General features: G+C 65.9%; 25 protein-coding genes and 3 pseudogenes. 14 read left to right on the top strand and 14 right to left on the bottom strand.

Translation table 11 applies throughout. From position 1 onward, the window contains the following. Nucleotides 1-637 (bottom strand): LysR family transcriptional regulator (locus GNX96_RS32115; protein WP_163571739.1); only part of this gene is annotated, 637 nt, incomplete at its 3' end. Nucleotides 638-782: 145 nt separating this feature from the next. Between GNX96_RS32115 and GNX96_RS32110 the strand changes: the two genes are divergently transcribed. The 6 genes and pseudogenes from GNX96_RS32110 to GNX96_RS32095 all read left to right on the top strand — a co-directional run bounded on the left by GNX96_RS32110 (nt 783) and on the right by GNX96_RS32095 (nt 4,565). Further along, a complete protein-coding gene (locus GNX96_RS32110; protein WP_163571738.1) occupies nt 783-1,517 on the top strand; it encodes an SDR family oxidoreductase in 735 nt (244 codons plus the stop codon). A gap of 46 nt (nt 1,518-1,563) precedes the next feature. Then, nucleotides 1,564-1,974 carry an alcohol dehydrogenase catalytic domain-containing protein gene (locus GNX96_RS56885; RefSeq protein ID WP_279582052.1) on the top strand — a complete coding sequence of 137 codons (411 nt, stop codon included), beginning with the start codon at nt 1,564-1,566 and terminating at the stop codon, nt 1,972-1,974. Beyond that, nucleotides 1,959-2,561, top strand: a complete 603-nt coding sequence (locus tag GNX96_RS56880; RefSeq protein ID WP_279582051.1) for a zinc-binding dehydrogenase — start codon at nt 1,959-1,961, stop codon at nt 2,559-2,561. The genes GNX96_RS56885 and GNX96_RS56880 overlap by 16 nt, the downstream gene beginning before the upstream one ends. Before the next feature lie 55 nt (nt 2,562-2,616). Then, nucleotides 2,617-2,760, top strand: a pseudogene (locus GNX96_RS65355) (thiamine pyrophosphate-binding protein); the annotation flags it as partial. A 112-nt stretch (nt 2,761-2,872) separates the two neighbouring features. Then, the gene (locus GNX96_RS32100) at nt 2,873-4,246 is read left to right on the top strand and encodes an acetolactate synthase large subunit (protein WP_390624195.1); all 1,374 of its coding nucleotides are present in this window, start codon (nt 2,873-2,875) and stop codon (nt 4,244-4,246) included. A gap of 16 nt (nt 4,247-4,262) precedes the next feature. Next, entirely contained in the window at nt 4,263-4,565 is a 303-nt protein-coding gene (locus GNX96_RS32095; RefSeq protein ID WP_163571737.1) for a DUF2630 family protein, read from the top strand. Between the two features lie 135 nt (nt 4,566-4,700). On the opposite strand, the gene GNX96_RS32090 is transcribed toward GNX96_RS32095, so the two are convergent. The 6 genes from GNX96_RS32090 to GNX96_RS32065 all read right to left on the bottom strand — a co-directional run bounded on the left by GNX96_RS32090 (nt 4,701) and on the right by GNX96_RS32065 (nt 11,973). Beyond that, nucleotides 4,701-5,339: an RICIN domain-containing protein gene (locus GNX96_RS32090; protein WP_163571736.1), complete on the bottom strand. Its 639-nt coding sequence runs from the start codon at nt 5,337-5,339 to the stop codon at nt 4,701-4,703. A gap of 199 nt (nt 5,340-5,538) precedes the next feature. Further along, entirely contained in the window at nt 5,539-6,441 is a 903-nt protein-coding gene (locus tag GNX96_RS32085) for a class I SAM-dependent methyltransferase (RefSeq protein ID WP_163571735.1), read from the bottom strand. Further along, nucleotides 6,438-8,777, bottom strand: a complete 2,340-nt coding sequence (locus GNX96_RS32080; protein WP_163571734.1) for a PEP/pyruvate-binding domain-containing protein — start codon at nt 8,775-8,777, stop codon at nt 6,438-6,440. Before GNX96_RS32080 ends, GNX96_RS32085 begins: the two co-directional genes overlap by 4 nt. A 60-nt stretch (nt 8,778-8,837) precedes the next feature. Then, on the bottom strand, nt 8,838-9,305 hold the full coding sequence (locus GNX96_RS32075; protein WP_163571733.1) for a helix-turn-helix transcriptional regulator: 468 nt from the start codon (nt 9,303-9,305) through the stop codon (nt 8,838-8,840). A gap of 325 nt (nt 9,306-9,630) precedes the next feature. Beyond that, a complete protein-coding gene (locus GNX96_RS32070) occupies nt 9,631-11,715 on the bottom strand; it encodes an ATP-binding protein (RefSeq protein ID WP_163571732.1) in 2,085 nt (694 codons plus the stop codon). Nucleotides 11,716-11,790: 75 nt separating this feature from the next. Then, a complete protein-coding gene (locus GNX96_RS32065) occupies nt 11,791-11,973 on the bottom strand; it encodes a hypothetical protein (RefSeq protein ID WP_163571731.1) in 183 nt (60 codons plus the stop codon). 242 nt (nt 11,974-12,215) lie between these two features. On the opposite strand from GNX96_RS32065, the pseudogene GNX96_RS65350 reads away from it, so the two are divergent. From GNX96_RS65350 to GNX96_RS32035, 7 genes and pseudogenes are all read left to right on the top strand, one after another. Further along, nucleotides 12,216-12,437, top strand: a pseudogene (locus GNX96_RS65350) (hypothetical protein); the annotation flags it as partial. 22 nt (nt 12,438-12,459) lie between these two features. Beyond that, on the top strand, nt 12,460-13,011 hold the full coding sequence (locus tag GNX96_RS32060) for a family 43 glycosylhydrolase (protein WP_390624196.1): 552 nt from the start codon (nt 12,460-12,462) through the stop codon (nt 13,009-13,011). Then, nucleotides 13,008-13,736, top strand: coding sequence for an RICIN domain-containing protein (locus GNX96_RS32050; RefSeq protein WP_279582050.1), 729 nt, complete (start codon nt 13,008-13,010; stop codon nt 13,734-13,736). Before GNX96_RS32060 ends, GNX96_RS32050 begins: the two co-directional genes overlap by 4 nt. Beyond that, on the top strand, nt 13,637-13,927 hold the full coding sequence (locus GNX96_RS65345) for a DUF4291 family protein (protein WP_390624194.1): 291 nt from the start codon (nt 13,637-13,639) through the stop codon (nt 13,925-13,927). The genes GNX96_RS32050 and GNX96_RS65345 overlap by 100 nt, the downstream gene beginning before the upstream one ends. Then, nucleotides 13,851-14,243 (top strand): DUF4291 family protein, encoded by a 393-nt coding sequence (locus tag GNX96_RS32045; protein ID WP_313885829.1) that lies wholly within the window; start codon nt 13,851-13,853, stop codon nt 14,241-14,243. The genes GNX96_RS65345 and GNX96_RS32045 overlap by 77 nt, the downstream gene beginning before the upstream one ends. Before the next feature lie 345 nt (nt 14,244-14,588). After that, nucleotides 14,589-15,170 (top strand): DUF222 domain-containing protein, encoded by a 582-nt coding sequence (locus GNX96_RS32040; protein ID WP_163571727.1) that lies wholly within the window; start codon nt 14,589-14,591, stop codon nt 15,168-15,170. After that, the gene (locus tag GNX96_RS32035) at nt 15,080-16,054 is read left to right on the top strand and encodes a DUF222 domain-containing protein (RefSeq protein ID WP_279582056.1); all 975 of its coding nucleotides are present in this window, start codon (nt 15,080-15,082) and stop codon (nt 16,052-16,054) included. The genes GNX96_RS32040 and GNX96_RS32035 overlap by 91 nt, the downstream gene beginning before the upstream one ends. A 21-nt stretch (nt 16,055-16,075) precedes the next feature. Here GNX96_RS32035 and GNX96_RS32030 read toward each other — a convergent pair whose 3' ends face one another. The 5 genes and pseudogenes from GNX96_RS32030 to GNX96_RS32010 all read right to left on the bottom strand — a co-directional run bounded on the left by GNX96_RS32030 (nt 16,076) and on the right by GNX96_RS32010 (nt 19,163). Continuing rightward, nucleotides 16,076-16,966, bottom strand: coding sequence for an MFS transporter (locus GNX96_RS32030; RefSeq protein WP_279582049.1), 891 nt, complete (start codon nt 16,964-16,966; stop codon nt 16,076-16,078). A 73-nt stretch (nt 16,967-17,039) separates the two neighbouring features. Beyond that, nucleotides 17,040-17,285, bottom strand: a pseudogene (locus GNX96_RS65340) (MFS transporter); the annotation flags it as partial. Between the two features lie 203 nt (nt 17,286-17,488). After that, the gene (locus GNX96_RS32020) at nt 17,489-18,166 is read right to left on the bottom strand and encodes an anti-sigma factor family protein (protein WP_279582047.1); all 678 of its coding nucleotides are present in this window, start codon (nt 18,164-18,166) and stop codon (nt 17,489-17,491) included. After that, nucleotides 18,163-18,672, bottom strand: a complete 510-nt coding sequence (locus GNX96_RS32015; RefSeq protein ID WP_279582046.1) for a sigma-70 family RNA polymerase sigma factor — start codon at nt 18,670-18,672, stop codon at nt 18,163-18,165. The genes GNX96_RS32020 and GNX96_RS32015 overlap by 4 nt, the downstream gene beginning before the upstream one ends. 38 nt (nt 18,673-18,710) lie before the next feature. Beyond that, entirely contained in the window at nt 18,711-19,163 is a 453-nt protein-coding gene (locus GNX96_RS32010) for a hypothetical protein (protein WP_279582045.1), read from the bottom strand. A 110-nt stretch (nt 19,164-19,273) separates the two neighbouring features. Between GNX96_RS32010 and GNX96_RS32005 the strand changes: the two genes are divergently transcribed. Then, nucleotides 19,274-19,747 (top strand): QcrA and Rieske domain-containing protein, encoded by a 474-nt coding sequence (locus GNX96_RS32005; RefSeq protein ID WP_163571723.1) that lies wholly within the window; start codon nt 19,274-19,276, stop codon nt 19,745-19,747. 5 nt (nt 19,748-19,752) lie between these two features. Here the strand turns inward: GNX96_RS32005 and GNX96_RS32000 are convergent, their stop codons facing one another. Both GNX96_RS32000 and GNX96_RS31995 read right to left on the bottom strand, forming a co-directional pair. After that, on the bottom strand, nt 19,753-20,949 hold the full coding sequence (locus tag GNX96_RS32000; RefSeq protein ID WP_163571722.1) for an MFS transporter: 1,197 nt from the start codon (nt 20,947-20,949) through the stop codon (nt 19,753-19,755). Between the two features lie 2 nt (nt 20,950-20,951). Then, nucleotides 20,952-21,779, bottom strand: coding sequence for an SDR family oxidoreductase (locus GNX96_RS31995; RefSeq protein ID WP_163571721.1), 828 nt, complete (start codon nt 21,777-21,779; stop codon nt 20,952-20,954). Between the last annotated feature and the right edge of the window lie 22 nt (nt 21,780-21,801).

Here is a 21,801-nt window from a genome sequence, read left to right as displayed (position 1 = left end):
TACGGCCCTCGGGACCGAAGATGTCGGGGGTCCGTCCGGGCGAGGGTCGATGAACCAGAATCGGACGACCGCTACGGCCCTCGGGACCGAAGATGGCGGGGTACCCGACGATCGGCTCGTTCGCCAAATCGGCGATCCGCAGCTCGGTACGGGCGGCGAGTGGATGGCCCGGACACAGTGCCACCATCCGTGGCTCGGAGATCAGGTCGTGGCTGGTGAAACGGTCGTCGTCGCCGATCGGCAGCCACAGGAAGGCGGCGTCCGCGGCACCGTTGACCAGCGCGTCGATCTCGTCCGGCAGGGTGCTCACGGACAGTGGCTCCAGGACGACCTCGGGCGCCACCCGGCGCAAGGCGGCCTCCACGTCGGGCATGAAATGGGCGGTGCTCTGCCCTTTGAAGGCGATCCGCAGCCGATGCGACTTCCCCTCGCCGAGCAGATGCGCCTCGCTCAGCATCGTGGTCGCGGCGGCCACCAGCGCGGCACCCTGTTTGGCGACCACCTCGCCGGCCGGCGTCAGCTCGACACCTTGCGGAAGGCGGAGCAGCAAGGCCGTGCCAGCGATCCGCTCCAACTGGCGAATCTGCCCGCTGACCGCTTGCTGGGTCATGTTGAGCCGAGTGGCCGCGCGTGTCATGCTGCCCTCCTCGACCCACCGCGAGAAGCGCTTCGATCAGCCGCAGGCTCAGATCCACGCCAGCCATCCTGCCACAACGATCGCTTGTGGGCTCCCCCACGAATTGTTGTTTCCGCATTCGTCCCGGCCGTCCGATCATTAACACATGTCACTCGAAGGAAAGACCGCGCTGGTCACTGGTTCCTCCAAAGGCCTCGGCCGCGCCATCGTGCTGAAGCTCGCGTCTCAGGGCGCGAACGTGATCATCAACTATTCTCGCGACAAGGCCGCGGCCGACGAGGTACGTGACGCGGTCACCACGAAAGCGTTGACCGTCGCCGCCGACGTGTCCACTGTGGACGGCATCACCACGCTTTTCGATGCGGCCACCGCGGAATTCGGCCATCTCGACATCGTGGTCGCCAACGCCGGAATGGAAAAGGTGAACATCCCCGTCACCGACGTGACCGAGGCGGATTTCGACCAGCTGTTCCAGGTCAACACCAAGGGACCGTATTTCGTGATGCGAGAAGCCGCGCGCCGGGTCGCGGACAACGGTCGCATCATCAACATTTCCTCCAACACCACGACCGTTCCGCAGGAAGGTGTCGGTCTTTACGGCACCAGCAAGGTCGCCTCCGGTTATCTCGTACGCGTACTGGCCCTCGAACTCGGCCGTCGTGGCATCACCGCGAACTCCATCGTGCCCGGGCCGATCGACGGTGCCGGCATTTTCACCGACCCAGCCAATGACGCGTACAAGCAGAGCCTGATCGACATGGTGCCGATCCGCCGGCTCGGCACGGCGCAGGACGTGGCGGAAATCGCCGCGTTCCTGGCCTCCGATGCGGGCGGCCTCATCACCGGACAACAAATCGTCGCCGACGGCGGAATGCACTGAACTTCGAAAACCACGACCTTCAAAAAACTCAGAGGAGACAGGGATAATGAAAGCAGTTCAAGCACAGGTTGCCGGCGGCCCGTTCGTCGTCACGGAAATGGACGTGCCCGAGCCGGGGCGCAACCACGTACGGGTGAAGGTGCACGCCTGCGGCATCTGCGGCGGCGACGCTATCCCCCGCCTCGGGCTGTTCGGCGTACAGCTGCCGCGCGTCCCGGGCCACGAGATCGCTGGTGTCGTCGACGCGGTCGGCGAGGACGTCCAGCTGTGGAAGGTCGGCGACAAGGTCGGCGTCGGCTGGTCCGGCGGCAGCGACCTGACCTGCGAGTTCTGCCGGCGCGGCGACTTCACCAACTGCGTCAGCAGGACGATCGTCGGCACCTCGTACGACGGTGGCTACGCCGAATACATGGTCGCGCCGCAGGACGCCGTGGCGCGGGGGTGCCGGAGGGCCTGAAGTTCGAAGAGGCCGCGCCGCTGATGTGTGGTGGCATCACCGCGTTCAACGCGCTGCGGCACTCGCCGGCCGGTCCGGGCGACATGGTCGCCATCCAGGGCGTCGGCGGCGTCGGCCACCTGGCGATCCAGTTCGCCAACAAGATGGGCTTTCGTACGATCGCCATCAACCGCGGCCGGGACAAGGAGGAGCTGGCCCGCCGGCTCGGCGCCGACGAATACATCGACAGCAACGAAGGCGACGCCGGCGAGGCTGTCCGCAAGCACGGCGGCGCAGCCGTGATCGTGGCCACCGTCGACCACGCCGACCTACAGTCCGCCCTGGTCAGCGGGCTGCGGCCGAACGGCGAGCTGATCGTGCTGGAAGGCCAGCAGCCGATCCAGGTCACCGGCCACGTGCTCGCCACCGACCGGCTGAAGATCGGCGGCTGGTACAGCGGCGTCGCGCAGGACAGCGAGGACACCCTGAACTTCGCCGTCCTGAAGGGTACGCCCCATCATCGAGACCTTCCCGCTGGCGGAGGCCGAATACGCGTTCACCAACCAGAGCAAGGTCAACATCCGGCCGGTACTCCTCACCCCCCCTGACCCGCCCGCGGGGGGTAGGTTCGAGCACGTGAGCGAACTTACCGCCGCCGAGCTGATGGTCCGCTGCCTGGAATCGGAAGGCGTGAGGTTCGTCTTCGGCATTCCGGGCGAAGAGAACATCCATTTCACCCAGGCGCTGGACGAATCCGAGATCCGATACATCCTGACCCGACATGAGCAGGCCGCGTCATTTATGGCGGAGATGTACGGCCGGGTCACCGGCACCGCCGGTGTGATGTCCGCGACGCTCGGGCCCGGGCGCCATCAACCTGCAGCTCGGCGTCGCGGACGCGACCACCAACAGCACGCCGGTGGTCGCGATTTCGGCGCAGGTGGGCGCCGACCGCAACTTCAAGGAATCGCACCAGTTCGTCGATCTGGTGTCGATGTTCGCGCCCATCACCAAATGGTCCGCCAGTGTGCCGTCGCCGCGGGCCATTCCGGAGATGTTCCGGAAGGCCTTCAAGACAGCCGAAACCGAGCGGCCAGGCGCGGTCTACCTGGCCGTGCCGGAAGATGTCGACGAGGCCGCCGCGGATGCCGCCGCGCGCCCACTGCCCCGCAATGTCGTACGAGCCGAGGCCCCATCGCCGAGCCAGGTGCAGCGGGCCGCGGACCTATTCCGTACGGCTCACAAGCCCATCCTGCTGGCCGGCCACGGCGCCGCCCGCAACGACGCCGGCAAGGCGGTCGCCACTTTCGCCGAGCGTTTCAGCATCCCGGTCGCGACGAGTTTTCACGGCAAGGGCGTTATTCCGGACGACCATCCGAACGCGATCGGCACCATTGGTTTCATGCGGCACGACTACGCGAACTTCGGTTTCGACGAGGCCGACCTGATCATCTCGGTCGGCTACGAGCTGCAGGAATTCGATCCGGTACGGATCAACCCACCGGCCGACAAGAAAATCATCCACATTCACCGCTTCCCGGCCGAGGTCGACGCCCACTACTCCATCGATGTGGGCATCGAAGGCGACCTCAGCGCCTCGCTCGACGCACTCACCGCCGCGCTCGCCGACTACGAGCAGCCAGCAAGGCCAGCTCCGCGCGTACGAGCGCTCCTGGACGACGAGTTGACCCGCGGCCGCCAGGACGACCGCTATCCCCTTGCGCCGCAGCGAATTGTCGCCGACACCCGGGCCGCGCTCGGTCGCGAGGACATCGTGCTGGTCGACACTGGCGCACTGAAGATGTGGATGGCGCGGCTTTATCCCACGTACGCACCGAATACCTGTCTGATCTCCAACGGCCTCTCCACCATGGGATTCGCGCTTCCGGGCGCTTTGGGCGTGTCGCTGGCAAAGCCGGACACCAAAGTGCTCGCTTCGGTCGGTGACGGCTCGTTCCTGATGCACTCGCAGGAAATCGAGACGGCCGTGCGGGAACACATCCCGCTGGTTGTGCTGGTCTGGGAGGACAACGGCTACGGCCTTATCGAGTGGAAAATGGACCTCGAGCTCGGCAAGCACACAGCAATGTCGCCTTCGGAAATCCCGATGTCGTGCAGTATGCGGCGAGTTTTTTGCGCCAAAGGCGTGAGAATCGGTGCCGCAGACGAGCTTTTGCCGACTTTGCGAGAAGCACTCGCCAGCGATGGCGTGGCGATCATCGCCTGCCCCGTCGACTACTCCGAGAACCTCCGCCTCACCACCCGACTCGGCGAACTCGACGCCGTACTCTAAAAGGAGAAACACTGCCATGGCTGAGAACGAAGGCCAGATCATCGGCCGGATCGACGAGTTGATCGCCGAGGAGCATGAGCTGCGCCGCAGCGCGGTCGGGCAGGGGCTCAAACCGGAGCACCAGGCCCGTCTGAAAGAGCTGGAAGAGCACCTCGACCAGTGCTGGGACCTGCTGCGCCAGCGCCGCGCCCGTGCCGAGTTCCACCAGAACCCCAATGACGCCCAGGCCCGCCCCATCCCCGAAGTCGAGTCCTACTACAGCAGTAGCCCCTCCTTCGAACGGTGGATGCAACCGGATCCGTCAACCGCTGGTCGTTGAGGTGACAGCAAGTCACCGTGTAGGCGTTCACCGGAAATGTGGCGGACGCCCAGGACGCTGTGCAGGACGCGTTCGTACGGACGTTCCGCCACCCGGAGAGTGATCCCGCGAGCAACCTGAATCAGACCCGGTCAATCACCCTCGATTGCTTTGACCGGTCCAGAACCACATCTGGCCGAGGTTCTTCGGGGCGCATGCCGACACAGAGACCTCGTTCTGGTATTCATCGTTTTCCAGGCACCCTCCGCTCGCTTGGTTCACGATTTGGTAGGTAGCGTGGTAAACCTCCGTCATGCCCCAGAGCTCGTCGAGGTCGCTTTCACAGTATTCGTCGTTGACACCGCCGCCGAGCACATTTTCGTGGTTCGTGCCCAGGCACAGGCCGCTGACGCGGTTGCGGAACATGATTCCGTATGGGCTGTCGTAGTCGGTGGCCCACTGCTGGGCGGCATTGTTCGGATCGCACGTTGCTACCTGGACCCAATGATTTGCCCCTTCCTGCAGGCAAGGCGCCGATGGCAGTGCGCTGTTGGGGATTTCGTAGTAGTCACTGTCCGCGGGCCCAACCGCGGCGCCAGCCGGTTTCGCAGCGTTTGTAAGAAAGCCGCACACAAACAGGGCGGTCAGGCCGATCGCCAGGAGAAGTCGCCCACGTGGATGGGCAGATCCGATCAGCATGTTCGAGGTCCTCCAGTTAAAGTCATACGGATATTTCTTCTGTGGTTGAGTCCGGGCACCGCTGGCAAGGTCTATGTGCGCGTCATTCCTGATCATCGTCGATGCCCAGGACTCTGCTGGCTGTCCGCGGCTGGCGGCTGCATTTGGGGTATCTATTGTGAAAAGATCGGCGTCGCGGGTAGTCGGGCGCCATCATCTGGGTGTTCGGTGGCGAATGACCGAACGGTTCCGCGAACCGGTCGGGCTCACGGGCGTTCTCCTGTCCGGTTGGGGTTCGCGCTCGCCTGGGCGCAAATCACGAACATCGGAGGGTCGCTGTCCAGAACGACCGGCTCGGTGACGGTGAATCCGTCGGCGGCCAACCATCGGCGGTATCTGTCGGGTGGGTGATCCGCACCGCCGTACGTGCGCAGGTAAAGACCCAGTTCATGCAGTGTCGCGCGCGGCCGCCGGGTACGATGTCGACTACCGTGAGAGCGCCGCTCGGAGCCACCGCTGGCCTGAGCCGCCCGAGTAGTGACCCAACGGTGTCCGGATCAAAGAGGTGACACACATGGGCGACCAGCACCAGGTCGTACGCGGCCACTGGTAGGTCGATTTCGAAGACGTCGCCGGGAAGATAGTCGAACTGGTCGGCGACTCCGGCTCTGTTGGTGGCTCGCCGGGTTGTGTTGAGCACTGCCGGCAGGTCCATGGCGGTGACTTTGCATACCCGATCCCGGGCTGCCAGCGCGATGCTCCACGGGCTGGCGCCGGCGCCAACGTCCAACACGCGATTGGCTGCCGGCAGGTTCTGCGCGAGGTGCAATGCGGTCGACTCGTGCGCAGCGCCCAGGGCCGTCACCAACTGCGGATAGAAACTCGCCGCCTGCTCGGGCTTGTCCAGATTCAGTACCGGATTTCCGTTGCGTACCACGTCCGACAGGTTGTCCCACATCGCCAGCATCGGGTGCAGACCAGCCAGACCGGGCACGATCGGCTGGTAGCGACCGTCTGGCAGCCGATCAACGAGGCCAGTGGTTTCCAATGACGCCAACAAAAGTGCGGTGCCGTGCCCGTTGAGTCCGCAGGCTTGGGCCACCTCGGCAGCAGTGCCGGGCTCCCGGTCGATGCGGTCCAGCACCCCAAGCCGAACTGCGGCTGAGTACGCGTGCACGGTGCCCAAGGCGTTGGTCAGTACGCTCAAAACCGCGGTCATGATTCGAGCTCCACCACGCCAAGTGAGCCGTCGACGGTGACGATCTGGCCGTCCCGCAGCAGCACCGAGGTCGCGCAGCCGGTGGCGACCACCGCGGGAATGCCGAACTCGCGGGCGATGATCGCTGGATGCGACAGTGCGCCGCCGGATTCGGTGACCAGTGCGCTAATTGAGGCGAACAGGACTGACCATGACGGATTGGTTGCCGGGCAGACCAGCACGTCACCGGGTCGCAGCTTGCCGAACTGCGCTTCCGTTTCGATCACCCGGACAGGCCCGCGATAGCGCCCCGCCGAAGCGGCGACCCCAGTCAGCGACGCGCCGTCGACGGTGGTCCGGGTGCTCAGCTCCGGAGCGAAAATCTGCTCGATCGTCCACTCCACGCAGGCCATCATGTGCCGGGTAGGAGCTGGCAGCCAACGTAGTTTTGGTGGCGGGCCGGGATTTTTCCCGTATGTTGGCGGACCGGGATGGGCTAACGCCCAAACATACCGGCCACGGTTCTTCGTGACGTCAGTACGCAAGTCGATGCTGTTGGCAAGGGCCGCGCAGGCTTCTTCCAGACTGACGAAGAAAATATCGTCAACGCTTGTCAGCAGCCCACGGTCAACCAGCCGGCGACCGGCTTCCAGCAGGCCGAAACGCAGCAGCCCCAGTGGCACGCCGACGGTGAAGAACGCGTTGTCCTCGCGGACTCCGTAAGCGATCTCAGCCTGAGCGAGCGCGGCTAAGAACTGCCGCAGATCGTCGTCCCGCAGCGCCGCTCGCGCACGGGCCGCGCTCTTGTCCCGGCGAGTCGTCCGCGGCGCCGAGTCTGTCTCGCCATTGGCTGTCGCCTCCGATATCAGTCGGTCGATCAGACCGGACAGTTCGCCGAGCGTCGGCTCGGCGACCTCGTAGCCAATCGCCCGGCAACCGTACGTGCGCCGGTAGTTTGCCAGCGCTGCGGCGAACTTCGGCGAATCCGGACCGAGTGCCGTCACCGCTGCCAGCGCACGGGCTGGTGCGGTCGAGCGTTCAGAGAGGCCGACGAGCAGTTGCTCGGTCTCCTGCCACCGCCAGCCGAGCAGGTCACGGCAGGCGAAATGCAGCTCCGCGATACCTTTTCCGTGCGGCACAGCCAGCCGCATGTGCAGTCGTAGACCCTCCGCAACGAGGCCTTGTAGGTCGTCCAACCGGTTCAACACGGCGGTATCGTCCAGCGCGCCCAGCCCGTCGTCGCGCAGGCGGTCGATTCGTTTTTCCAGCGCTGGTCGCAGCTCCCCCGACCAGCGGGCCACCAACTCCTCGGCTTCACGGCCCCGGAGATACTCCCTGGTGCGACGCAGCTTCCCGCGAAAGGCGGGGATCACCCTGACCAGTATGGACAACAGCCATCCAGGAGGCGGCGAAGCATCCGGATTTCCGGACAGCGGATAGAAGGACCGATAGTGCCAGCCGCCGATCTCGGCCATCTTGGGCCGGACCAACGCGCCGTACTCCGCAAAGGCGGCGGCCAACGCGGGTTCTTCCTGGAAAACGCTGACAGTCATCGGCGTACGGGGTCGCGGTCCGTGCGCGGAGTCCCGGATCCAGAACCCAGGTGGGATCTCCACCGGAATCGGCACCTGCTGGACCAGGCCAGTGATCGGCCTGGCCTGCAAAAGGAACAGCTGCCCGCCGGCGTACGCCCATTCGATGTCCACCGGTCCGCCCAGCCGCTGGGCGACCTTCCCGGCCAAGTTACCGATCTCACTGGCTTGGTCTTCGCTGAGGACGTCGAGCGGGCCGCTGATCCGGTGCGGCCACGGCGCAGCGGAGGCGATCGTCCATTGTTCCGGATCCGCTTTTCCGGACGCCAAGTCGTCGGCCAAGCCGAGCACTGCATTGATCGACGTCTCGTCGGTCGCGTTGGTGACGGGATTGGCGGTGAAGGCAACGCCGGCCGCGTCCGCCGGCACCATTTCCTGCACCAGCACGGCCATCGGCCCGTTGGTGGCGTACGCCGACACGCGTTCGCTGTCAGCGGAGGCGAGGCACTTCCGTACGGCTGCTCGCAAGGCCTGCGGTCCGGACACGTTCAGCACGGTTTCGTAGAGGCCGGCATACGACCGGTCCGGCAGGTCCTCGGCGACGGCCGACGATCGTACGGCCAGCGGTTTGTCGGTGAGTTTCTCGGCCACCGTGACGACCGCGTCCAGGTCGGCTTCGGTAACGGCTTGGGAACCGACCCCGAGCACAAACCCGGGTGGCACCCGGAAGCCGCGGGTGAGCATTTCCCCCAAAACAGCGGCTTTCTGCCCTACTGCCGGCGCATCGCCCATCGTGATGGCGGCGAGCCAGTGGATCTGTCTCATATCGGCAATGCTCGCCAGTCCAGCCTCGCCGTCGCTTCGGTGCTAGTGCGTACATCTGGACTATTCAGCAATATTCTCAGCCGCCCAGCGGGCCAGCGCGACGCGTGTGGTCAGACCGAGCCTCGCGTAACTGTGGCGTAGATGCGCCTCGACGGTTCGCTCGCTGAGAAACAACCGTGCGGCGATGTCGGCGTTCGTCAGTCCCTCTCCGACGAGCTCAACGACCTGCGTCTCTCGCTTGGTCAACGGGCCCGTACGGCGGCTGGAGCCCAAAGTCAGCCCGGCCGAGCGGGCCAGCCGTCGGCACCGGTCCAGCCACAGCACTGCGCCGGCCTGTTGGAAGATCTGGTGACAGGACACCACGATCTCGCGGCGCTCGTCATCGCCGATGGCCAACTCGGCCAGCTCCAAGCGGGTCTGCGCAGCCAGCGCCGGCATGCCCATGGCACCAGTGCGATCTGCCGAAGACCGCAACAGGTCGGCCGCGGCGTCTGGATCGCCGATGGCAGCCAGCCGCAGGCCGGTCAATCGGTCGGCCAGCGTGTCCGGGAACGGCGCGGTCCGGCCGATCGTCCGGAGTCGGTCGGTCGTCGCGGCGCGGCGGCTCTGGCGAGGTCTGCGCTGGCGATTGCCGCCCGTCCCTCGAAAAGCAGCATCAGGCAGGCGCCGGCAGGCTCGTAGATGACGACTCCGTCGGACAGTTCACCAGCCGCCGCGTCCACCGGTCGTCAGCGCCAGCGCCAGCTGGGCCAGGTCCCGCAGCGCGCGAAGGCCGCCGTCGGTCTGCCAGCCCGTTCCGAAGCCGTCGACCGCCTTGGCCAATACGGTCGCCGCTTCGCCGGAGCGCCCCAGCTCAGCCAGCAGAAAAAGCGCGGGTAACCTGCGTACGAGCGAGCGAGCGGCCCACCGAAATGCGCCGCGACACCTCCAGTCCGCGGTCGTTGTCCAGTAGGGCCGCTGGCGCGTCGCCGGCGAGATATCGCGCTATCGACAAGGAAAACCGCGCGCTGCACTGCGCGAGAAGCGGCCCGAACCTCATTTCGGTGCGCAGGATGTGCTCGGCATGCCGCACGGCCGCCGCGGCATCCCCAGCCAGCACGGACAGACCGATCAGGTCGCGGGTGGCTCGTTCCAGGAGCAGCGGGAAACCGGTGTCGCTGCTGGTCAGGTCCCGCGCCTGCTGGGCTTCCCGTTTGGCCGCGGCGAAGTCCCCCGCCAACAGTGCCGTTATTTCCTGGCCGATATGGGCTGATGCGCTCGCGTGCGGCGACGAATCATGGTCGGCGGCGGATGTCAGCTGCGCGGCGAGCAGCGCCAGCCGCTGTGAGTCTCCGTGCCGGAGCTCGAAGGTCAACCGCATGGCGAGGTCGTCGTACGTGTCGCTCATCAGCGGAATGCCGGTGCCGAGGTGCGGTTCGGCAAGCGTGGAGTTCCCGCTCTCGGATGCGTGAACCGCCAGCAGGTAGCGAAACCAGCCCGACCGGCTGGTTGTGCCGCACCGCTCGGCCAGCACCGCGCCCTCCTCACAGATCGGGACCACCTCGGCGATCCGGCCTTCGCACATCAAGGCCCTGGTGAGTCCGTACAGCAGCTCGACGATTGCCTCATCCGGGCCAGCGGTACGGGTTTCCGCGAGCGCAGCGCTCAGGTAGCGGACCGCCTCCCCGTACGCGGTGACCCGGATTGCCCGCCAGCCGGCTTCGGCGAGGATGTCGATCGCGCGCTGGGAGACCAGCAGGTCGCCGGCGCCGAGATAGTGCGGCGCCAGGGCAAGCACGTCGTCCGCTCGTACGGAGTCGATCGCTGTCGCCAGCGCCGCGTGCATGCCGCGCCGTTCCTTCGCGGTCAGCTCGGCGTACGCGACCTCGGCATACAGCGGATGCCCGACCCGGTAGGCCAAAGACCGGCCCGACTCCCGCTCAACTACCAGCCCACTGGCGATCAGGTTACCCAGCTGAGCATCGAAATCGCCGGATAACCAAACAGCGCGCAGCACGTCCTCAGACGCACCTTCCCCTGCTACCGCCACGATTTCCAGCAACCGCCGCTCGTCTTCGCCGAGCCGCTGGAGCCGCCCGAGCACCACGTCGCGAACGATGACCGGCAACTGGCCGGACTCCAGCGCGGACTCGGCGCCGCTCTGCACGAGAGCTGTCACGAAAAGCGGCACACCCCCCCCAGTACGTTCGGTGACGCCGCGCACCATCGACGGAGCCGGCTCAGCGCCCAGCAGATCGCCGATGAGCTGGGCGACCGCAGGGCCCGCCAGCGGCGCCAGCGTGAGTTCGGCATCGGGATCTCGCCGACGTACGTCCGCGGCCAAGTCCCCCAGCAGGCCAGTCAGTTCACCGACGCGGTAACTGGCAAGCACCAGCAGTCGCTGACCTGACGTACTTCGGCCGATGTAGTGCACCAACTCGACAGTCCCGGAATCGGCCCAGTGCAGATCGTCCACGAACAGGACAGTCGGTTGTTGTTCGGCCAACCGCTGGAAAAGCTGGACGACCGCCTCGAACATTCGGATCCGGTCCAGTTCCGGGTCCCCAGCCGACAACTGTCCAGGCAACGCCGGGTGAGTGAACAACCGACCGAGGTCGGTCAGGCCGTCCAGAACCCGGGCCGCGTGCGGCGCCGTCATGGCCGCGAGGCGAGGCCGCAACGCCTCCACCACCGGCGCGTACGCCAACCCCGCCTGCAGCGGATCGGCCCGGCCCTCCCACACCCCAAAACCCCGGCGGGCCGCCAGCGCCGTCGTCTCGACAGCCAGCCTGGACTTGCCAATTCCGGCCTCACCAGTGAGCAGCATGATCCGACCCGCTCCACCGCGCGCGGATTCCACCGCCGAGGTGAGTACCGCCATCTCCCGGCCGCGCCCTACCAGTCCACCGGACGCGCGCCCAGTGGATGCGGCATCCCGGATCTCGCCCACTCCGGTCACTGTAAATCATCAACCGTCAAAGGACTTCCAAACGTGCCGGCGAGCGACACCCCAGGCCCACCAACAGAACGCGGGTCAAAGCCGGCCCATCCACTGGCAAATTCTCGCTGGCCAGGCGGCGAAGATCTGGGAGCACGCACTTGTCCAGCGTACGGACGGTGAACGTCCGCCAGTGGCACCCGGCTGCTCGTCGCTGATCCAGGCGCGGTCGGCCGCCACGTCCACGCCGGACGGCCCAACGTCGATGAGCTCGGCCACACGGATGTTGGCAGCGAGCGCCTCGACCGTGTCGCAAGGGTTTTGCCTGATGGCCGCCCGAGGTCTTCACTACGGTTTACCGCTCAAACCCGGCTACTCTACAACGTTGTATACGTCTTGAGGAGGCACCTGGATGCGACTGCTGAGACTACTCGCGCTGCTGGTCGTGGGCCTGTTGGCAGCGGCCGTGGTGGGGCCGGCCGGCGCGGCGGCCGGCCTGCCCGCCGTCACGGCAGAACACCTTGCGTAACCCGCTGGTACTGAACACCGCGGATCCGCAGATCAGCTACCAAAATGGGTTCTATTACCTGTTGCGGACCGAGGGCAGCGGCGTCTCGATCATCCAGTCGGCATCGATCACCGGCCTGTCGACCGCCACGCCGCACCGGGTGTGGACCGGGTCAGCGGACGCGGCCTCCCGATGCTGCGACATCTGGGCGCCCGAACTGCACCGAATCAACGGGAAATGGTACGTCTACTACACCGCTGACGACGGCAACATCGACCACCACAACATGTACGTACGCGATCGAGGCCGACACCACCGACCCGCTCGGCACGTACCATTTCAAGGGCCAACTGTCGTCCGGCTCGTTCTCCATCGACGGCAGCATCCTGCAGCAGCCGGACGGGTCGCTTTACCTGTTGTATTCCAAGGCCGACTCACTGAATGTGAACAGCCTGGTCATCGCGCCCATGAGCAACCCCTGGACCACCAGCGGCCCGCCGGTCGCGCTGTCCCGTCCCACCAACTCCTGGGAAACCCACATCCGGCCGGTGAACGAGGGCCCGACTGTGCTGCGGCACAAGGGAAAGCTTTTCATCGTCTTCTCGGTCAGCGCGTGCGAGTCCCCCGACTATTCCTTGGCGATGCTCACCTTCACCGGCTCGAACGTGCTGGATCCCGCTTCCTGGACGAAATCGACCACCCCGGTCTTCACCCGTTCGGACACCAACTGGGTTTTCGGGCCCGGCCACAACAGTTTCTTCACCTCTCCGGACGGCACACCGAGATCTGGAACGCCTATCACGCGGTGACCTCGTCGAATGGCAGCGTGGTCGGCAACTGCGGTGGCGACCGGTCCACCCGCGTACAGAAGGTGAACTGGAACGCTGACGGGACCCCGAATTTCGGTGTCCCCGCGGCTTCCTGGCAGTCCATGCCGTTGCCGTCCGGCGATCCGGGCGCCGCCACGGTGGCCACCGGCACGTATCGCCTGACGCCGCAGAATTCGACCAGCACCGGCCTGGACGTCAGCGGTTGTACGTCCGCGAACGCCACTGCGGTGGACATCGCCACCTATCAAGGCCTGGCCTGCCAGCAGTGGCGGATCCGGTACGGCGGAAACGGCTCGTACACCATCACAGCCCGCAATTCCGGATATCCGCTGGGCACCGCCGGATGCCAGACCGCGAGGGCGTCCACTGTGGACGTTCACCGGGCCCAACCCGGTGACTGCCAGTCGTGGTATCTCGATCCAGTCGGCGACGGCTCCTACCGAGTGACGAACCGCCTCACCGGGCCAGGTGCTCGATATCGGCGGCTGCTCGGGCGTTTCCGGCACCCGTACGGACATCTGGCCCTACTGGGCGGCCACCACCGGCACCTGCCAGCAGTGGTCCCTCCAACGCATCGCCTGATCCAGTGGGAGAATCCAGGACCATGGATCAGATACCGGCCCGTCAGGTACGTGCCGCTTACGACGACGACACGATCATCGTCTACCAGGCGTACGCGTCGGCAATCGCCGAGCCCGCGGTAACGGCGCAGGCTTTCGTGCCACCCTTCAAAATCGAGCGGATGACCTGGATCAAGCCGTCCTTTCTGTGGATGATGTATCGCTGCGGCTGGGCCACCAAAACCGGATCAGGAACGGGTGCTGGCAATCCAGCTCGACCGGCAGTTTTTCGATCGATGTCTCACAAATGCGACTTTGAGTCACTACGACCGTGATATTTATGCGAGTCAGGTGCAATGGTCGCGGCGCAAGAAGCAGACGCACGTACGCGTCCAGTGGGACCCAGAGCGTGACCTCCAGTTGAATCCGCTGCCGTGGCGGTCCATCCAGATCGGCATCGGCGGTCCACATGTCCGCGACTACGCACTGACTGCGACCCGGTCCGTCACGGACATCACCGGCACCGTACGCAAAGTCCGCCAGCTGGTCGTCGACGGCGAGCTGACTTCGGCGCAAAGCCTGTTACCTTCGGAAAATCCATACGACCTGCCGCCCGAGGCGGCCGCCGCCGTAGGGGCGAGTGTGGCCTGAGTAGCTCGGCCCGGAGGCTGTCCGCCTTTGGGCGCAGACCGCGGCGGCACCTTACTACTAAGGCGGGGGCGTTGTAGTGGACTTTCCCCGGACGCGGCCGCTGGGCTGGTGATACGGCTGGTCAAGTGTTAGTCGGACGGTTGCTGCGCAAACATGGGCCTGTCGCCGGGGCAACCGTTTGTGGCGGGCAGAGCTGGAAGAGAGCGACGAATATTCCGCCTCTGTCGGACGCCAGAGCGCGCTCTGAAACAAGGGTTTTCCACAGGGGGTTGAGTGGTCCGTTTCTTATCCACAGAAACGAAAACTGGCAGCCCGACTGTCGGTGGCAGCCAGTAAAATCGGGTCATGAGCAGAAAACGAAGGCGACCGGAATTCACCGACCCCAACAAACAGCCGTGGCGCACCATGCCACCCAGCTGGGTCCCCCTGCAAATGTTGGAAGAACTCGACAGGTACGGCCGAGCCGACGCTGACACCGCGCTGGCCGCGGTCGAGGCGCTGGATAAGGTGATTTCGTATACGCAGGCGATGCAGATGCGGTTCATGGACCGCTTCACCAACGCCCGACCCGCCGTCGGTGCACCCTTCTCCAAGTACGCGGCCGGTGAAATCGCCGCATCACTGACCTGGAGCCTGTCAGCGGCCCAGAAACGACTGAATTTGGCGTACCAACTCGTCCACGAACTCCCCGGCACCATGGCCGGGATGTCTCACGGTCACCTTGACCTGCGCAAAGCCTTCACCTTCGCTGACCAAGTGGTCACCTCTCACCCGAAATCGCCCAGAAAGTCGAAGAAAAAGTCCTACCCGGCGCCGACTCGAAAACGCCTCGATCGATCCGGGACAGGGCCCGGCGGGAGGTCATCAAAATCGACCCAGCCGCCGCCGAGGCCCGCCGCAAGAAGCTGGTCTCCGAGAGGCGAGTAGAAAAGCAGCCCTGCGAAGGCGGGATGGCGCTGCTGGGCGCGTTCCTGCCCGCTGAGTCAGCGGAAGCGATCTACCGCATCATCGACACCATCGCCCGCAGCCTCAAAACCAAAGACGAGACTCGGACGATGGACGCTTTGCGAGCGGATGCGTTGACCGATCTGTGCCTGGGTGTGCCGAGCAACGTACGCACCAAAATCGAACTCCGCGTCGACGCCACCACCCTGATGGGCCTGGACGACAACCCCGCGATCCTCAGTGGCTACGGCCCCATGACCGCCCAACGTGCACACGAACTCGCCGGCGACGAAAACAGCGAATGGTACCGAATCCTCACCGATTCAGTCAGTGGTGTGGTGATCGACCATGGGCGTACGCGCTACCGCCCGACCCAGGCGTTGCGGGACCTGGTCAACGCACGCGACCAACGGTGCTGCGGACCCGCCTGCAACCGGCCGGCGGCGACCTGCGAGTTCGACCACACCACCCCCTTCCGTGACCCGGAAGGGAAAACCGCGTACGACAGCACCGGACCAGCATGCAAATTCCACAACGACATCAAAGAACACGGCTGGACCGTCACCCAACCAACACCAGGCCGATTCCTCTGGACAAGCCCCACCGGACGCACCTACGACGTCACACCCAACGACGAAAAACCCACCACCACCGTTCTAACGGCAGGAACGACCCCCGGCGAACCCGGGCTCACCACCGCCAGCGAGAATCGCTGCGCTAGTGGCAGTAAATCTTCGCCTGCTCGCCGCCAAAAATTGGCGACCACCGCGGCCGGACGGTTGCTGCACAAATGGGACAACAACCTCCCACACCGCCAAAATGCTCTTCCGCCAACCACCCTGCGCCACGTCTCAAATGTCCCTTAACCACTAGCGGCTTGGTAGTGGTCAAACCCCCACCGGGACCTTCGGTGAGACGCCGGTCGCGTCCGGGTGCGGCGGGCAGCACGGGTGCGGTACGGCCACCGGGACGTCCCGGGCCAACGATTCCGCGGACCGGTGCCGGTGCGACAACAGCGGCAGGCCGGCCATCGACACCACCATCAAAACCGCTACCACCACCGCGAACACAGACATTGTCGCGTACAGACCGAAATACCGGACCGCGATCCCGGCGCCGATGGCGGGCAGGGACAGACCCAAGTACGCGACGATATAAACCGCGGCCAGCAATTCACCGCGGTGTTCCGGGTCGGCGAGCGCGGCCATCAAGCGGAAAGCGCCCATAAACACGGCGCCCCCCGACCCGAGGCCCAGAATCGCGATGCCGCCAATGAAAACCGGCACCGAACTCGTCGCCATCCCAGCCAGGAGGCCAATCACCCCCAAAACCAGGATCACGCCGCCCGCCACCACCGGCTGCCGACCCGTCAGCCGACCGAAGACCGGCTGGCCAATGGCGCCGGCGGCGGCCAGTACGGCGACGACCGCGCCGCCAAGCAGGTGGTTTTGGCTGTGCAGCAGGTCAGCGACAAGAGACGGGCCGAGCGCTTGGAACGTGCCACCGAAAGCCCACACTGTGGCGACGGTCAGCGCGAGAACGGCGAAGGAGCGGCGAGCCGGCGCCGGGATGGAAATGCGGCGCGGCTTCAGCTGGAAACGGCCGCCGGCGTTCGGCGCGGTTTCCGGCAAGAACACCAAAACCGCCCCAGCGACCGCGAAAACGGCCAGCAGCAACAAATAGGACAACACCGTCGGCGCCGGGCCATATTGCACAAGCATTCCGCCGATGAGCGGGCCAACAGCAGCACCGAGCACCGGCGCCGTGGTGTTGACCAACGTGCCGCGGCTCGGCGCGTTGCGCGCGGAGAGCCAGTTCGATCAGCGCGGCACCGACCGTGCCGGTAGCGATGCCGACGCCCATACCCTGCACGATCCGGGCCGCCAGCAGCCACGCGACACCATGCGCGAGCGCGAAAAGCGTCATCGCGGCGAGCATCAGAACAAGGGCGCCCAGCAGCACCGGGCGACGGCCGACCGTGTCCGACAATGAGCCGAAAAGCAGCATGCTACCCAGGACACAGATGCCATAGACGCCGAAGATGACCGTGATCATCGCCGCCGAGAAATGCCATTCTTGCTGGTAGACGACATACATCGGGGACGGCACCGCGGACGACATCACCAGCAGCGTGGACGTGACCCCCACCAGCCAGAAGGCGACCCCGCGCGGCAACGCCCGACGCAACCTCCCAGATGAGGAAATGTCGGGTTGTGTGGCGGAAACCATAGTTCTCCTCGGACGTACGAGCGCAGGCTTGCCCAAGGCATCACCTTACGGTCACCTCAATCGCCGACACTTTACCGTGTCAGGTGCAGGATGATTTTGTTCGTCGCGGTTCGTACGTCCACCGCGACGATGTCGTCGGTGGGCAGACCGGTCGAGCCAGCCATTTTGATGGTCTTCAGCTCGGGAACGGTGCTCCAGCTGGCGACCTGCTCGACCCGGCCCTTGCGGTCGGTCACTGTCAGCGCGTACCAGCCGCGCGGGTATTTGGTGTCGGCGTCATGGGTGCACTCCAGGTCGATTTTGGTCCCCCAGGCCACGTTCGTCAGCCACACGGTGGCCCGGATGTCGGTGCTGACGGTCGGCGTCAGCTGCTGGGCCACCGCCTGGACGGGCTGCTGGCCGGACGACGTACCAACCACCAGCACCAGAGCCAGAGACAAAAACAGCACCAACGCGGCGGCGGCCGCGGTCACCCCGCTCAGCCACCAGCTGCGAACCCGGCGGTCCCGGCCCACTTTTCTCAGCAGCCGCGGCAACATGTCCGGCACCGGCTCGTCGCGCCGACGGAGTGTCAACACAGCGGACAGTGGCACCGAGCCGAGCAGCCCCGGCATGCCGGCCAGGTCCCGCACGGCCCGCGAACAAATGTCGCATTCGGTGAGATGTTGTTCGTACGCCCGCCGGTCGGCCGGCGACAGCGCGCCGAGCACGTACGCGGCGTCATAGGTGGCGAAGTCGTCGTGGATCATTCGCTCACCCCCATTTCCTGCAGCGCCAAGCGGAGCGCGCGAAGTGCGTAGTGTGTCCGCGATTTGACTGTTCCTTCGGGAATTCCCAGCACCCGGGCGGCTTCGGCGACCGAATGCCCACGGTAGTAGCACTCCAGCAGCACCTCGCGGTGGGCCTGCGGAAGCTGGTTGATCGCGTCCGCCACCAACCATGACTGCAACGCCTTGTCGGTCTGGTCCTCGATCGGGACCTCCGGCACCTGCGCGGTGGCGATCTCGTCCCGGTTGCGACGGGACCGCCACTCGTCGATCACGATTCGCCGGGCCACCGTGAACAACCAGGCGCGGGCGGACCCGCGAGTCTGGTCCAGCACCCGCGGGTTTCGCCAAGCCCGCAACATCGTTTCCTGCACGACGTCCTCGGCGCGGCCGCGGTCGCCAGTGATCCGCATCGCGTACGACCAGAGCGCGGATCCGTGCTCGGCGTGCAGCGCGCGCATCAAGTCGACGTCGTCACTGGCTCCCACATCACTCCTCGGCCGCACCGGCCACTCGGGCAGCGGTCTCATCTCAGCGGGTCCCCGCCGTGAGACACGCTACGCCCGTACGAGCGCGCGCGACGACCGCCGCCACTGCGTACCGAGCAACACCGCGCGCCGATCAGGCCGACGATCTCGGCCACCTCCGCCATCACCTGCTGCGTGCCGGTGAGCGTCTCCCGGAAACCGAAGAGCCCGACCGCGACCGACAGGTAGAAGCCGGCGAGGGTGGCCACGCTGAACCCGAGCGCGAGGAACGCGACCACCCAGTGCCGGACGGCCACCACCCCGACGCCGATCAGCAGGCCGGCGATCGCGTTGACCATGAACAGCAGGCCGATCACCGGAATGCTGCCAAATCCGCCGAAGTAGAGCGCTAAATGTACGTCGGCCGACATCAGCACACCGGCCGCCGTGAGGCCCCGAACGATGCCGTCGGTGGTGCCGACCCCAGTCGGCACCGTTCTCGTTGTCGTCATATCCACGTACACGGAACAGCGGTCCGCGCGGTTCACTGAACCATTTCGCCGCCGGCTCCGTGTCTGTTTGGGTAGGCAGTTCCCCGTTCGGAACGAGAGGCACCCGAAGAATGACTGACAGCGACCTGTCCCGCCGCAAGATGCTCGCCAGCACCGCAGTGGCCGTCGGCGGCACCGCCGTCCTCGCGGCCTGCGGCTCCAGCCCGACCGCTGGTACGGCCACGCCGACCGCCGGAAGCGGCACCAGCGCGCCAGCCGCGGGCGCCACCTCGGCACCGGCCGGCGGCGCCGTGCTCGCCAAGCTTTCGGACGTGCCGGTCGGCCAGGCCATCTCGTCGAAAGACGACGACGGCAAGCCGATCTGCATCGCCCAGCCGACGGCCGGAACGGCGGTCGCGTTCAGCGCCATCTGCACCCACATGGGCTGCACGGTCGCGCCTGCCGGCAAGCAGCTCAACTGCCCTTGCCACGGCTCGCAGTACGACGCGTTCACCGGCAAGGTGCTCGCCGGCCCGGCCCCCAAGCCGCTGCCCGCGGTCGACGTACATGTCGCCGGCGGCAACGTCGTCTACGGGAAATCCTGACCCCGTTAGATGGTTTTGGCGCGGCCGGCGTAGAGGGCGATCACCGTTTGTACGAGCGCGCACGCGGTTAGTGCGATGAGTGCGGGGATCCAGCTGTCGGCGGCGGAGCGGATGGCGCCGAAAGCGATCGGGCCGGCCGCCGCGATCAAGTAGCCAATCGACTGGGCCATCCCGGACAACGCCGCCGCACCAGCTGGGTTCGCCGCCCGCAGGCTGAAAAACGACGACAGGGCGGTGACCAGGCACGCACCGGCGCCGAGGCCGGCCAGGGTCAACCAGACCAGGGCCGCGCTCGGCGCGACCAACAGGCCGACATAGCCCGTCGCGCAGGAAACCGAGGCGAGCGCGGCGAAAGCTCGCTGACTGCGCATCTTGCGCAGCAGCAGCGGGCCGACGACGTACGCGATCAGCGACACCGCCTGGTAGTAGAACAACAGAAATCCGGAATGTACGGCGGTGTATCCGGCGCTGGTCAGAAAACTCGGCAACCAGCCGATGCAGACATAGAATCCGAGCGACTGCAGCCCCATGAAAAGGGTGACCTGCCAGGCCAAAGCCGAGCGCCACGGCGTACGAGCGGTGGCCGCTCCGATGCCGGCGGCTTGGACGGCACCGGATCGCCACTGCGGGATCCACAGCGCTATCGCCAAAACTGTGAGGACGACCCAACACCCGAGCGCGAGTCGCCAGCCGCCAGCGAACGCGGCCGCGATCGGCGCGGCCACCCCGGAGCCGATCGCGGCGACGCCGGACATCGTCGCCGCGTAAATCCCGGTGATCAGGGTGATCTCGGTCGGGAAATGGTGTTTCACCACGCTGGGCAACAAAACGTTGCCCGCCGGAATGGCCACGCTCAGCACGATCGTACCGGCGAAAAGAGCCACCACCGACGGCGCCGAACGCAACAGCAGTCCAGCGGCCAGCGCGAAAAGTGCGAACCCGAGGACGCGCTCAACCCCGCACCGGCGACCGAGCGTGGCCAAGGGCACTGACGACAGGCCAAAAGCCAGCAACGGCGTCGAATTGAGCAGACCGAGCAGGTTGGCCGGCAGCCCGACGTCCGTCGAGATGTTCGACAACACCGGGCCGACCGACGTCAACGGTACGCGTAAATTGGCGGCCAGCAACAAAACCCCGGCCAGCAGCAGGACAATTCGCCATCGTGAGGTTGGCTCGGCCGTCAGCTCGGGAGCCGGGAGCAAGGTCAGCCCTCGACGAAGAGATCCGTCGCGAGTTCCGTGCCGCCGCCGTATTTCGACAGGTCGGTGATGCCGGCTTCGGCCAGCACATCGGTGTCGATATACGTGTTCCCGGTTGCTTCGGTGGACGGCCGGGACAGGATCTCCACGGCCGCGTCCGCGACGATTTCCGGCGTCCGCGAGCGGGCCATCGCCTCGTCGCCGCCGAGCAGGTTCTGCACCGCGGCGGTGGCGATGATGGTCCGCGGCCACAGGCAGTTGGCGGCGATCTTGTCGGACTGGAATTCGGTCGCCCAGCCCAAAGTCAGCAGGCTCATGCCGTATTTCGACAGCGTGTAAGCCGGATGACCGCCAAGCCACTCGGGTTTTAGCCCAATCGGCGGGGAAAGCGTGAGGATGTGCGGGTTGCTCGCGTTGCGCAGGTGCGGCACGCACGCGCGGGTCAGCAGGAACGTGCCGCGGACGTTCACCTGCTGCATCAGGTCAAAACGCTTCACCGGCAGCTCAACCGTGCCCAGCAGGTTGATCGCGCTCGCGTTGTTGACGCAGAAGTCGATGCCGCCAAAGCGCTGCACACCCTCGTCGATCGCGCGCTGCACGTCTTCCTCGGACCGTACGTCACCGACGACCGCGTGCGCGTGCCCGCCGGCGGCCTCGATTTCGGCGGCGGCGGTGTGCACCGTGCCCGGCAACCGCGGGTCCGGCTCGCCGGTTTTGGCGAGCAGCACCACGTTGGCGCCGCGCTTGGCCGCGCCGAGCGCGATCGCGAGGCCGATGCCCCTGCTGCCGCCGGACATCACCATCGTCCGCCCGGTCCAGTCCTGCTCCGGCATCGCAACCACCTTTCGACATGGC

The sequence above is a fragment of the Fodinicola feengrottensis genome (assembly GCF_010993775.1).
Classification (GTDB): Bacteria; Actinomycetota; Actinomycetes; order Mycobacteriales; family HKI-0501; genus Fodinicola; species Fodinicola feengrottensis.
The sequence above is the reverse complement of the archived record's forward strand: the minus strand, read 5'-3'. Positions and strand labels throughout refer to the sequence as shown.